Genomic DNA, 12,838 nt, shown 5'->3' with positions numbered 1-12,838 from the left:
ATTCTTTAAAATAAGGTGCAAAGCCAAAAATATTAAAAAAGCTTGTTCAGCGTTAAAAATTGTTTCGCCCCATACAAAGTAACGCTTTCCTAATAATTGGCTTTGTATGAGTGTAAGAAGTCACAGACAATCCCAATAGATTCTCCATCAGTAGGCACCCCCTTTTACTTCGCAAGTATAGCATAACTTCTGCTCACCTGGGACCAGCTAAATGATATCAGTACAATCAAACCATTAAAATTGAGCTGATATATAACTGATCTTCATTCGTTTATGAGGTGTTGCCGGAACTTTTGTTTGCCCGACTCTTGTTATTCGCAAGCCAATGTTTTATATTGACATAAGAGTAGGTCAAAAATAAAAGAGGTGAACGGACGAGATGTCTCCACGTACGAAAGAACAAAACGAAGAGATCCGGCTGCGGCGTCTGGCGCAAATCCGGAAAGCCGCTGCCGATGTGTTTTTGAATAAAGGGCCTTTACTGGAAATCCGCGATGTGGCCGTGCAGGCGGGACTCGGCTATGGCACGGTATACCACTATTACAGCAATAAGGGCAATTTGCTCCACGATCTGCTATGGGACGCGTTGGAACGGGCCGGGGGATGGCTGGAGGCGCCGGCGGGCGGGCATTTCGGCTTGGCTGCTGCTGCGGACACCGGGAACTCGGCTGCCGCGGATTCCCAAAGCGGAAGCCGCGAAACGGCCGCCGCCGCAGAGCTTGGCCCCGTCGTCGCCGCCGGCATTCGGCTGCTGCAGCTTTGGGCGGAGGACCACGCCTTGTACCTTCTGCATAAGCTGGCCGGTGAGGCCTTTGCCTCGCTGCCTGAAGCACGCTCGGCCCCGCTCTCGGCCGCCTTTCGCCGGGAGGTGCTCGCGCCGCTTGCCGCGCTGCTGGAAACCGGTCGTGCGGCAGACGGGGCTGCCGCTTCCGGCGGAAACGCGGCAGAGCCACCGTATCGGCTACAGCGCGCGGAAATGCTGCTGGCCGCCTTGGTCGGCTGCGCCTCGCTTTCGCTTCGCCGCGGAAAGCTGCACGAGGAGGCCATGGATATCGTCCGGTTTTTAAAATTATAGAATTGATAAGGAGCGAATACACAAAGATGATCATTCTAAAATCACCTAGGGAAATCGAAGAGATGAAGCCGGCGAGCCAAATCGTTGCGGACTGCTACCGCGAGGTGGCCAAACTGATCGAGCCTGGGATCACCACCCGGGAAATCAATGACTTTGTTGCCAGACACATCACCAAGCTGGGCGGCAAGCAGTTTACGAAAGGGTACAACGGTTTCCCCGCCGAAACCTGCATTTCGGTCAACGATGTGGTGGCCCACGGCATTCCTTCGAACCAGGCGCTTATGGACGGCGACTTGCTGAAGCTCGACATCGTCGTGGAATACGGCGGATGGTTCGGCGATTCGTGCTGGTGCTATGCGGTGGGCAATATCCGGCCGGAAGCGCAAAAATTAATGAAGGTGACAAAGGAATGCTTGGATCTGGGGATCGCCCGGGCACTCCCGGGGGGCCGGCTCGGCGACATAACGTCGGCGATTCAACAGCATGCGGAATCAAACGGGTTTTCGGTCGTACGCGATCTGCTGGCGCACGGGATCGGGCGGAGCCTGCACGAGGAGCCGAGCTACGAGCATATCGGCGTAGCCGGCAAAGGCATTCGGTTAAAGGAAGGCATGGTGTTTACGATTGAACCGATGATCAACCAAGGTACGTTCCGTATCACGATCGACGACGATCAGTGGACGGCGAGAACGGCCGACGGCAAGTTGTCGGCGCAATATGAGCATACGATCGCAGTTACGTCGGACGGACCACTGATTTTAACGGCCCAGTAAGCATAGAGGCGAACGGACGGCAATGCGCCATTTTAGGAAATAAGTCGCCACCCCGGCCTGCTTGGCCTGACGAAAGTTCGTAATCCGAAACGCGAAAAAGCACTGGTTCCAGCCTGGGACCAGCGCTTTTTTTACATGATTTGTAACTTTACCGATTTACGAAAAACCACGTTGTTATGCGTTTTTTTATTATGACTTTGGTATCGTGTTACGGATTTACACACTCTCTTGGCTAGCCTGTCTTGCGTGTATTTTTTTCATTGCAAATCTTGCTATTGGCTGAGCGACCAATAGCTCAATCCAAAATCTTACTAACAAAACAACGATAATCCACATAAACGGAATAATCTTTAGCGTTTCTAAATAATTTTCTTTACTAAAGCCGCGTTCCAATCCCATAATAATTGGGGCGATCGTGTTTACTGAAATAATTGAAATAATCAATAAAAATAATATACCTTCTTTTGCGTTTTGAGGCAGTCTTTCTTCCTTATACATATTCTTTCCCTCCGAAATAAAAATATTTCAGATGGTAGACGTATCATGCGACATATATTTTTGGTCATTAAAACTAGTACCAATATCTCTACACACTGATCTAACAATTATAACAACTTTTTTTAAACAAATAAAAGGGTTTCTAAGACATTTTTTTGCCAGTTAGTTGAACAGACTCCAGCTAACTTTAATTAGAGAAATCTGATAATCTAAGTTTATCAAAAGAGACATTAAGGAGTACATGAATCAGATGAGCAATTTTCTGAATGAATTTGAGGAAAGATTTAAGACAGGATTTTTGGATGATCTTAAAAGCATACTGGAAGAAGTGAAGAATGAGAAGGTTTACAGTTGTGCTTTTGGGACAGACAGCGATTTTATCACCTTGTTTCTTGCTGTTAATACGGAGGAATCACTTGCTAAACATATCATAAACATGAAAGCCCAAGGCCTGTGCAACAGCAAGGAAGATGAAAATTATTATAGATGGGGATTAAGCGAATATCAATATGGCGATACAACACATCTCAATCATATTAGCAAATTTCTGTATGCAACCGACAATGTGTTTGACTATAAAGATGAAATGATAAAAATTATGGCCAAGGTAGTTAAGGAAACAGACGATGTACTTTTTAATCAATTCGGTCAATCCAAAGAAGATATTATTTTTTTCGTGTCCATGACGGATAATGATATGGCCGAGGAACTGGAAAATCAGTCCGTAATTCAGATGACAAACGCCAAATTAGTTGATGACTTCTTGCATCGTTATCAATAGAAGTGCATTTGGAATATTACACTCATTTCGTTCAGGTAGATTGCTTTACCAGACAAATTCGCAGTGTGCTTGTCCAATGCACCGATAGTATCCTCTTGATCTACACGGGGGAGTACCAGCGAAGCTGACACTACCCCCGGGTTCCTAACTTCTAGCAAATTTTCTAATTCACCTACTTGAACATTCCTCTTCCGCTATCTTGTTTCATCAGAAACAACTACTATGATCAGCCCCGCAATTCTCTTCGCAAACTACGCCGCCATCATCCTCATGATATGGGAATCCGTTTGTTTTACTGAAGCGAGACTCCGGTGCAGCTTATGATTGACGATTCCGATCACCACGTCCGGCTCCATTTCATCCTGATGGGAGAGCATAACCATTGCTGCAATATCTCCCATCTGATATGCTGCCGTCAACGCTCTTAGAAAGGTCTTCGAGTTTTCACTTTCCGGTAAGGATAACTCTCCTTTGAGGAGATCCTCCCTGACGGCTCCAAGCGATTTTCGTGCCCGGTGGAGTGCAACTTTTATCGCTCCCTCCGTTGTTTCAAGCATGTCGGATGTCTCACGAATCGAATATCCAAACACATCTCGCAGCAAAAAAACAGTTCTCTGAAGCGGAGATAAATGATTCATTAAGGATTGCAACGCTATCTCGATTTCAAAAGATTCATGATCGGGTACAGTTACTTTCGCTTGTTCCCTATTCAATATCCGAGTGTAGACTGCTTTTCTCCGTATATCATCAATCCAGGTGTTCTTAGCAATCCGTAGCAAAAGCGCTTCGGGATTTGTATGCTCGAAGCTATTTAACTTACCTAATGCTTTTATCCATGTGTCCTGAGCCAGTTCTTCCGCATCCCAATTTGATTTCGTAAGCGACAGACAGTAACGTTTCAGGACCGCCTGTAATTCCTCCAAGTTCTCGATGTTTATTATATTATCTGTCATTTGTATAGAATCATCTATGCGCATAGGTCCTCTCCTCCACGGTTTTATTCTGCCCTTTCCTAGAGCAAAGCCATTTGCTGCCTCCAATGTAAACGAACAAGTGGTTGTAAAAGTTACACCATTTACGCAAATCGTTTTTCCATTGAAACCTCCGTATCTTTTTACGGCCTCGGTTCGTTTACAAGGAGAAATCAACTGGAAACAGGAAATTGGGGGTATCAAAAATGAGTGTTTATGTGCCTTATGTTGTCGAGCAAACTGCTCAAGGTGAAAGATCGTACGATATCTATTCCAGACTATTAAAGGATCGTATTGTGTTTGTCGGGGCAGCCATCGATGATCATTTGGCTAACAGTATTATTGCTCAATTATTGTTCTTGGCGGCAGAAGATCCGGAAAAAGAAATTTACATGTATATCAACAGCCCGGGTGGCTCTACTTCCGCAGGATTTGCCATTTATGATACGATGCAGTACATCAAACCCGATGTACACACGATATGTACGGGATTCGCTGCTTCGTTTGGCGCGATCCTGTTGCTAGCGGGCGCCAAAGGGAAACGTTCGGCGTTGCCGAACAGTGAAATCATGATCCATCAGCCGCACGGCGGAGCACAAGGTCAGGCCAGCGATATTGCGATCAGCGCAAAACGAATTTTATGGACTCGTGAAAAGGCAACCCGTATCACAGCTGAACGGACCGGGCAATCTTTTGAAAAAGTCGAAAAAGATATGGACCGGGATTTTTACATGTCCGCTCAGGAGGCACTGGAATATGGTGTTATTGATCAAGTGATAACTTCTTTGTAGAGTATGCTCAAAACCTAATGATCTGCAAGAAACTTCAAGAAATAATACGAGGTGATATCATGTTAGCAAGCTTACAAGGTAAGGAAGTAACTATTCATTTTATAGATGGGACAAATGTATGCGACGGGATATTGGATCAGATTGACGACAAGTTCGTTAAATACGTTACGCAATATCAGACGCTTGTTATTCCTATTACATCCATTCGCACCGTATCCATTGACATTAAGGAACGGCAACGCCACAGAGTTGGATTCGCCCCATGAACCTATTTTAGCATGGGTGGCAATTACATTGTACGGAGGCCCGATATTATGGAAATTTCACAGGGAGTAGAAATGCTTCAGCTAGATTTTCATGGGAATAGGATTCACCCCATTCTTTTGTGGGATCGAGAAATGGCTGTATTAATAGATACAGGATTTCCCGGGCAAATTGAAGATTTACGCGTGGCTATGGAAAAGGTAGGCGTGTCGTTCGACAAACTAAAAGTTGTGATTTTGACGCATCAGGATGTGGATCATATAGGAAGTCTTCCTGAGATTTTGCAGGAGTGTGGCAGTCATATTAAAGTCTATGCACACGAACTGGATAAGCCGTATATTCAGGGGGAGATCCCTCTTTTAAAAGATGGTCACCTTGAGAACCCCCCGAAGGGCAAAGTGGACGCTACCTTAATAGATGGTCAGGAACTGGCGTTTTGCGGCAGAATTCGCGTCATCCACACGCCTGGGCATACCCCTGGTCATATCAGCCTTTATTTAAGGCAAAGTAAGACTCTTATTGCCGGGGATTCGATGTACAGTGTAAATGGGATTCTCGCGGGAATTCATGTCCCAACCACACCCGATATAAAAGCAGCTCATCTCTCAATGAAAAAGTATTTGGATCTCGACATTGCATCCGTAGTTTGTTATCACGGGGGATTAAGTAATGTACATGTTAATGATCAGATATTAGAACTTACCCAAGGATTATAAAGTTAAAGTTCCAGCAAGCTACCTTTTGGTGAAACGATGTTGTGAACGAGAAGATTATTTTAAATAACACTTTGTTAAAGTTCAATCACAAATTAACAAAGTGTTATTTTGCATTTCACAAAATAGATCTTCATTGTTTATTCCTGCAACCCATAATCCACGCGTGCTAACTTGTATATGGATCAGACTTTAACTGATTAAAAATATATTCTTGCATTTGATCTAAAAGAAGAATGATATTAGCATCTTTGCCATTTTTCAAAACCCACTGAATAGACATCATTGAGTTAGCAGCATATAGTTCTGCTAAATACTCCAATGCGATCGAAGTTGAAGAATTCTGTTGCTTTAAATAATCTAAGCAAATCCTAAACAAAATTTGTTCAAATTCTTTACGTAAATCTGCGGATACTTCATGAACGGTTAACAATGTTGAAATCTCGAGCTTATTTTTAATCATATTATCGGTTACAAGTTCTATGGCATTTGCCACCTTGCCATCTTCGATGGGATCAAAACGCTGCTCAATTTCAACTTTAAAATCAGAAGCATACTGTTTAACTATTTTTTCTAGCAAGTCGTACTTATCCAAATAATGACTATAAAAAGTAGAACGTCCGATAAGAGATTGATCACAAATTTTTTTGATCGTAATATCTTTAAAATCATGTTGTTGGAGTAATTCTATTAAAGCTCGCTCAATAGCTATTTTTGTTTTATAAATTCTGATATCTTCATTCATTTAACCACTTGCTCCTTATGTGTAAGTTTTCGAACACTTCATATATAACATATAAGATATCTTACAGATTATGCGATACTAATTATTTTTTATGTAGTAACTATACTCTATAGTAAGCACATACCCAAATTGAAGGAGGAAAATATATGTTTAAATCATATGTCAATAATGAACAATTCAATCTTCAAATTAATCGTTTTATCAATGATTATTATCAAGAAGATGATCGAGCACAAGCTGACTTGGAAAAAATGATTCCGAAATTAAAAGACACCCATAGCTGGTATGAAGCTTGGCTCAATTTTGCAAAGAAACGCGAAGACAGCAAGGACTTTGACTTAGCCTCAGTCTACTATCAAGCTGCAGAATTTTATCTTGCAACTACAGACCCCAATAAAGAAAAAATGTATCAAAAATATAGAGAAACATTCTATAAAGGCTTTCATGATTTTGATTATGAATCCTACAAGATTCCCTATGAAGATTCCTATCTTCCTGCTGTAAAATTGTTGGCGCCTGGAGCTACGAAAACATTACTTGTCTTTGGTGGCTATGATTCTTACATGGAAGAGATGCTTAAAATGATGAAATTCATGAAGGGAATTCATTACAATATTATTGTATTTGATGGTCCAGGCCAAGGAACTGCATTAAAAAACGGTCTAAAATTCATTCATAACTGGGAAAAGCCCATATCAACGGTGATTGATTATTTCAAATTAGATCGTGTAAGTCTCGTAGGTGCTTCTTGGGGAGGGTATTTAGCTATGCGTGCGGCAGCCTTCGAAAAGAGAATCGATAAAGTAGTTGCTTTTAACATTTTCTATTGTGGCTTAGATGCCTTAAAAATGGGAATGCCAGAAGAAACTTACCAGAGCATAATGCAGCTAGTCGATCGTAATGAAGTAGATCAAGTGAATTCATTATTCGAACAGATGATGACTCACAATATTGATTTGCATTGGAAGATTACCAAAGGGATGGAAAACACCGGTGAAGCAACGCCTTTTGATCTCATTAAAAATTTCGAAAAGCACACGATGCAAGGCATAGGGGCATTCATTAATCAAGATGTTCTTTTATTAGCTGGAGAAGATGATCAATACGTACCTATTAGCCGACTCGCACAAATCCAACAAGAATTAATCAATACTGCGTCCATTACAACCAAAGTATTTACTAAAGAAACAGGTGGTGAACAACACTGCCAAGCAGGTCACAGGGAATTAGCCTTTAATGAAATGAAGAAATTCCTATAACAGCTACAAAATATAGTGTTCATCCGCAACATGTTCATCAATAGTAGTAGTTTCATAGTTTAAGCGTTATTTTTCCAAGCAAGTAAAAACCGACTCCAATTATGGGGTCGGTTAAGTTCAATTAATTTTTCCCGTTACTCAAGGAAAAGGTCCATAATTTTGTTAAAACAGTTGATCCATATTTCTTTTGAAAAGTCTCTAAAATCATGTGGCCCGCATTGCTTTAGATAATTTAGTACTTTTATGGACATTTTACTTTATCGCGCTTGTCGATCTCAAAAAACTTCATCCGATAATGGAGTCGGTCTACGCGAGTTAGAGCTGGTGTGATCACTTTCCCTTAACTAATTGATTCGTTGTCATGAGCTCACCTCTTTCATTTTGAGATATGACAACTTTTATTTTTTGTATTCAACTGATGGAAATATTTATTATTTAATGCATTGAAAAATAAATATTTATATAAATTAAATCACGTTTTTATAATCTTACATCAATTTATTCAAAATCAATACTGCATTTTGGTGAATTTTAAATAAATTTTCATTGTCTAAATAATTCTCCAAAACAACAACTGCACTTTCGAGATTTACTTTTGTTTGTTTATATTCTTTAAGAGTAAAATAAGTACTGCCTATATAAAAAAATATTTCACCAACACGGGGATGAGTTTCACCGAACTTTTTCTGACATATTCTCAATGCTTTCGAATAATATTTTATTGCTGTATTCTTTTCATTAACACGCGTTAGTAATCCAGCATAGTTAATACAATCAATTGCTACTTCTACACTCAACTCTCCGTATATTATTGTATCTATCCTAAGCCCTTTCTCATAATACAACCTAGCTTCTTTATAATAAATTGGATTTACCAAACCTTTTTCAAAAAACACTTTACCCAAGTTAATATAGGTAGTAGCAAAGTCCGGATACTCTTCAGAATCATATATATGAAGTTTGATTTCGATTGATTTTCGTAGCGAATCCTCTGCTTCTTCTAACTCATTTAGCTCTAAATGGGCCCATCCTAAATTATTTAGAAATTTTGCCATTTCTGGGTGAGGTTCCAGATAAACTATTTCTCCAATAATGACGGATTTTATAAAGAAATCTTTTGCAATCTCAAAATCATTAATCTCCATGTAGGCTAATCCAATATTACTGTATGTCTTAGCGATACTAAGATGGTTTTCGCCATAGATACTAAGTATAGTTTCTAAAGCTTCATTAAAAAATGTCATTGCTTCGTCTATTTTAAACATTTTAATTAAAATTAATCCTATGTTATTCAGAACAGTTTCTTTGTGAGGATTTCTATCTAAATATCTATGTTCAGAAATTCTTAAAGATTCCTTGTAATATTTAATGGCGTTATCATAATGATCAAATTTCTGTAAAATGTCTGCATAATTATTATACAAATTTGAAAGCCCATAATAATTATCTCCATAAATTTCCTTTGTTCTTTCAATAGTCCAAGTAATTACTTTACTTGCTTCGTCATATTTACCTAATGCCGTTAAAGTAGATCCGATATTATTATATATAGTTAATATAATTTTCTCATCAACATTATTTGCATTATATATTTCTATGCATTTTCGAAAGTATTTATAAGCCTCATAGTTTTTTCCCAAATGGTTATAGTTAACCGCTAAATTATTATAGCTGTTTACTAAGTCAAGCGCGTTATGTCCATAAATATCTTGACCTAAATATAAGGATTTTTGATAGAGCTCAATAGACTTATTTAAATGACCTTGTTGTTCATATGCATAAGCAAGCTCGTTATAAATAATTGATAAAAAAATAGAAAATCTAACATCATACTTTTGAATAACTTTCATTTCATTTATCATCTGCTCCATTAAATATACTGATTTATTTAATGTATCTATAGCTTCCTTAAACATTACATTCTCTCGAGAAAGGAATTTCCCGCATATAAATAATAATTCTATATAAGTGTTGATAAAAGCCTCCTCGTTTTCTAGGAAACCAGCAACTTTATAATAATGTGGTATTAATAAATTAGTTTCTTCTAGATATTTTTTATTATCATTGTGTGTATATCGACAGCAGAAAAGCAATCCCCTTGAAAGCTCTCCTAATATGTAATGTTTATCATTAATTTCCAATTCATCGCGAGTTACCAACTGAACAAGCGTATGAATAGTTATCCCCTCACCATGTAAAGTTATTAATGAAAAATTTGTTAGCCAACCTATAACTGTATCTGCACTATCCTCATATTGTGAATCTTTTCCTATAAAGTCAATTAACAATCTTAGTTGTTCAATAGGAAACATGGATGTTGATATAAAAGCGAGCCATTGTATAACTTTTCCTGCAAGTGGAGCACATTCTTGTATAGTATTAAAAGTCTTTTTCCAAACCGTAGATATTACAAAATCATAGTCTATTGACATACTTTTCTTTCCGATAGGGCTAGAAGTAGATAGTAGATACTTTCTATTTTTTTCAATTTTAAAGTTTTCCAAATATCTCTTAACTGTTGACTTAGCCATTCTTATATAAGAACCCGCTTGAACTAAAGCAAGTGGTAAGTGACCTAGCTCATGAGAGAGTTCTTGTAGGGCCTCATCTTCATCATTAACTAAGGTATAACATCTCAATAAATCGAATGATTCATCTTCAGATAACTCATCTAATACTATGGATAAGTCGATATTGAACCAATGATCACTTTGAGAGGTGATAATAACATCTCCGTTACCATTTATCGGAATATATTCACAAGTAATATCCTCATCTGTAGCATTATCAAAAACTAGCAACCATCTATATTTATATGAATTACTTTTCTCTAAAAAAAGTTTAATTTTATTGACTTTATCTTCTATTTGTACCTCATCTGATGGGAATCCTAGCCTATAGTAGATTTCTGAGAAATCGGCATCAATTGTTTCCTTACTTTCTGCATTAATCCACAAAATAATAGAATAATTATGTTGATATTGAAATGTATACTCTAAGGCAATTTGTGTCTTTCCTTTTCCAGCTAAACCTTTAATTACGATTGTATTTACTCCATTTTTATTTAATAAAAAATCACTAATGGCATTTATATAATCAACTCTACCAATAAAGTTTTTATTTTTATGTAGCCTAATATATTTAAATTCAGATTCGTATACAACCGAGTAATCGTTAGAATAGTCCCCAATTATCATTTTAATTTGATCTTCTTCTAAATTAATAAAAATTTCCTCTAGGTCCTTAGCAAGGAATGGTTTGCATTCTACTTGGTATGTAGCCTCAATATCTTTTAACGCAAGTTCAATATCTGGATATGTTGCTTTATATTTATCATTCAATACATAATAAAATCTTTTTAAATTTTCCCAATTTTTATATAGTCCTTCGAAATCTTGGTAGAGTTTTTTTATACTAAATTTTATTTTAGATTCAAGATTCTCAGGGGCATATACTTGATAATAAAATCCCTTCACGTCATCATAACCATCGTTTTTTTTATCTCCTTTCGAACCTTGCGGTCTTACAGGTCTAAAATTTTTATTTGAATAAATCATAATTTTTGAAAACAAATCTTCATAACTTTGTCCATCCGATAAGTAAACTTTATTTTGAAATAATTTTCTGATTATCATTTTATCCGTACTACTTTTCATTTTTAACCCACCTTCAAATTCAATATAATTATCTTCATATTGTACACTACCTATTGCATCAACAATAACACTTAGATGTGAACCTTTAATGTTAGGCTATTCCCCATGGTTTAGAGAATAGACTTGTTCTTTTCTTACTGTATTAACCGCTTCCTCACTCCTAGTAGAGTAGTTCATTAGATTATGTACATGTTGAAGCAAACACGCTGAGTTTTTCTTGGCTTTTCTATTGAACACATTCTTCGTTGTAATGGGGCAATGCTACTTTCCGTTTTAAGATTTATTTAATATATACAAAGATAGTATGAGTTTATAAAATTGAAAAAACGTTCTGAATATCTTAATTATAGTACATAAAAATCCTCCAAGTTTTAGAACTTTTCTAAGAATTACTCCCCAAAATGTTTAATATGCAAATAATTAAGTAACACAAACATATATCCGAACTGATATATGTCAGCACATTCGAAACTCATAATATTCTGGCATATACTTCGTATTATTTTCAAGATCATACTCGTTAAAAGTGCTTTACCCCATCACCACATAGTTTCATTCATAAATTGCTCACCAAACGAAGCACGTAATCATCTCGTTCACGTCTTTCATACTCTAAACCTAAATGAAATCCTTCGACTAAATAGCGAAATATTCGCTAATAATAAATAACGATTATTTCGCTGGGATATTCTTGGTTTGGAGGTGAGAAAATGTACCAAAGAATCCGAGATTTGCGTGAAGATAGAGATTTGACTCAAACTCAAATAGCTGAATATTTGAATTGTAGTCAGCGAATATATAGCAATTACGAACGCGGTGATGTTGATATTCCTACGAGGATTTTAATCAAACTAGCTGATTTCCATAACACAAGCACAGATTACTTGTTAAACAGAACGAAACAAAAAAAGCCTTACCCAGCAAGTTAGCTCCTTTTAGAAATAAAAAAGGTAACTCCGCATGAAGGAGCTACCTTTCAAAATTTTTTATAATCGACTACTCATTCTTCTGAACCGCCTATATTAAACCTTCTTTCCCGTCAAATACTTCGATCATCATTAATGCTCCCATTTTATAACCCTCAATATAAGCTGAAGCGGACAATAAGGAAATTAAAACATCATGTAAATCCGAAAGTTCTTCAATTAATTTGTAATCCTGTTCTGGCAATTTTGTTTTGAGGACTTCCTCAGCATCGGCTATTCTCTGAGAGACCAGTTCGAACTCAGTGTCTTTCGATTTAATTCGTTCACTTGGGTTACATTTTCCGTAATAAAAGTTCTCCAAGATACTCATGATCTACTCCTTCTTG

Annotated in this window: 13 protein-coding genes; 8 read left to right on the top strand and 5 right to left on the bottom strand. The window is 37.8% G+C overall.

From position 1 onward, the window contains the following. The first annotated feature begins 379 nt into the window (after positions 1 to 379). Positions 380 to 1,075: a TetR/AcrR family transcriptional regulator gene (locus tag C1T21_RS05715; protein WP_103047560.1), complete on the top strand. Its 696-nt coding sequence runs from the start codon at positions 380 to 382 to the stop codon at positions 1,073 to 1,075. A 26-nt stretch (positions 1,076 to 1,101) separates the two neighbouring features. Beyond that, entirely contained in the window at positions 1,102 to 1,848 is a 747-nt protein-coding gene (map, locus tag C1T21_RS05710; protein WP_023988527.1) for a type I methionyl aminopeptidase, read from the top strand. Between the two features lie 216 nt (positions 1,849 to 2,064). On the opposite strand, the gene C1T21_RS05705 is transcribed toward map, so the two are convergent. Further along, on the bottom strand, positions 2,065 to 2,346 hold the full coding sequence (locus tag C1T21_RS05705) for a hypothetical protein (protein ID WP_103047559.1): 282 nt from the start codon (positions 2,344 to 2,346) through the stop codon (positions 2,065 to 2,067). Between the two features lie 250 nt (positions 2,347 to 2,596). Between C1T21_RS05705 and C1T21_RS05700 the strand changes: the two genes are divergently transcribed. Next, positions 2,597 to 3,127: a DUF4303 domain-containing protein gene (locus tag C1T21_RS05700; RefSeq protein WP_103047558.1), complete on the top strand. Its 531-nt coding sequence runs from the start codon at positions 2,597 to 2,599 to the stop codon at positions 3,125 to 3,127. A gap of 251 nt (positions 3,128 to 3,378) precedes the next feature. Here C1T21_RS05700 and C1T21_RS05695 read toward each other — a convergent pair whose 3' ends face one another. After that, positions 3,379 to 4,104 (bottom strand): RNA polymerase sigma factor, encoded by a 726-nt coding sequence (locus tag C1T21_RS05695; protein WP_103047557.1) that lies wholly within the window; start codon positions 4,102 to 4,104, stop codon positions 3,379 to 3,381. 200 nt (positions 4,105 to 4,304) lie between these two features. Here C1T21_RS05695 and clpP point away from each other — a divergent pair, with 200 nt between their 5' ends. Genes clpP through C1T21_RS05680 form a run of 3 tightly spaced genes read left to right on the top strand, consistent with a single transcriptional unit; the run spans position 4,305 to position 5,869 of the window. Next, positions 4,305 to 4,889, top strand: coding sequence for an ATP-dependent Clp endopeptidase proteolytic subunit ClpP (gene clpP, locus C1T21_RS05690; RefSeq protein ID WP_013310269.1), 585 nt, complete (start codon positions 4,305 to 4,307; stop codon positions 4,887 to 4,889). Positions 4,890 to 4,948: 59 nt separating this feature from the next. Next, complete coding sequence (locus tag C1T21_RS05685) at positions 4,949 to 5,155, top strand: hypothetical protein (RefSeq protein WP_103047576.1); 207 nt, start codon at positions 4,949 to 4,951, stop codon at positions 5,153 to 5,155. A 48-nt stretch (positions 5,156 to 5,203) separates the two neighbouring features. Then, on the top strand, positions 5,204 to 5,869 hold the full coding sequence (locus C1T21_RS05680; RefSeq protein WP_103047556.1) for an MBL fold metallo-hydrolase: 666 nt from the start codon (positions 5,204 to 5,206) through the stop codon (positions 5,867 to 5,869). A 166-nt stretch (positions 5,870 to 6,035) separates the two neighbouring features. Here C1T21_RS05680 and C1T21_RS05675 read toward each other — a convergent pair whose 3' ends face one another. Continuing rightward, a complete protein-coding gene (locus tag C1T21_RS05675; protein ID WP_103047555.1) occupies positions 6,036 to 6,611 on the bottom strand; it encodes a TetR/AcrR family transcriptional regulator in 576 nt (191 codons plus the stop codon). A 146-nt stretch (positions 6,612 to 6,757) separates the two neighbouring features. Here C1T21_RS05675 and C1T21_RS05670 point away from each other — a divergent pair, with 146 nt between their 5' ends. After that, positions 6,758 to 7,870 (top strand): alpha/beta fold hydrolase, encoded by a 1,113-nt coding sequence (locus tag C1T21_RS05670; RefSeq protein ID WP_103047554.1) that lies wholly within the window; start codon positions 6,758 to 6,760, stop codon positions 7,868 to 7,870. Between the two features lie 488 nt (positions 7,871 to 8,358). Here the strand turns inward: C1T21_RS05670 and C1T21_RS05665 are convergent, their stop codons facing one another. Beyond that, positions 8,359 to 11,526: a tetratricopeptide repeat protein gene (locus C1T21_RS05665; protein WP_103047553.1), complete on the bottom strand. Its 3,168-nt coding sequence runs from the start codon at positions 11,524 to 11,526 to the stop codon at positions 8,359 to 8,361. A gap of 710 nt (positions 11,527 to 12,236) precedes the next feature. Between C1T21_RS05665 and C1T21_RS05660 the strand changes: the two genes are divergently transcribed. Further along, entirely contained in the window at positions 12,237 to 12,455 is a 219-nt protein-coding gene (locus tag C1T21_RS05660) for a helix-turn-helix domain-containing protein (RefSeq protein ID WP_025718957.1), read from the top strand. A gap of 88 nt (positions 12,456 to 12,543) precedes the next feature. Here C1T21_RS05660 and C1T21_RS05655 read toward each other — a convergent pair whose 3' ends face one another. Next, entirely contained in the window at positions 12,544 to 12,822 is a 279-nt protein-coding gene (locus C1T21_RS05655) for a DUF6809 family protein (protein WP_025718958.1), read from the bottom strand. Positions 12,823 to 12,838: the final 16 nt, after the last annotated feature.

Origin of the sequence: Paenibacillus sp. F4 (assembly GCF_002894905.1) — a bacterium.
In the GTDB taxonomy this organism is placed as follows: domain Bacteria; phylum Bacillota; class Bacilli; order Paenibacillales; family Paenibacillaceae; genus Paenibacillus; species Paenibacillus polymyxa_B.
Note: the sequence above shows the minus strand (reverse complement) of the source record. Positions and strands in the feature narration are given on the sequence as shown.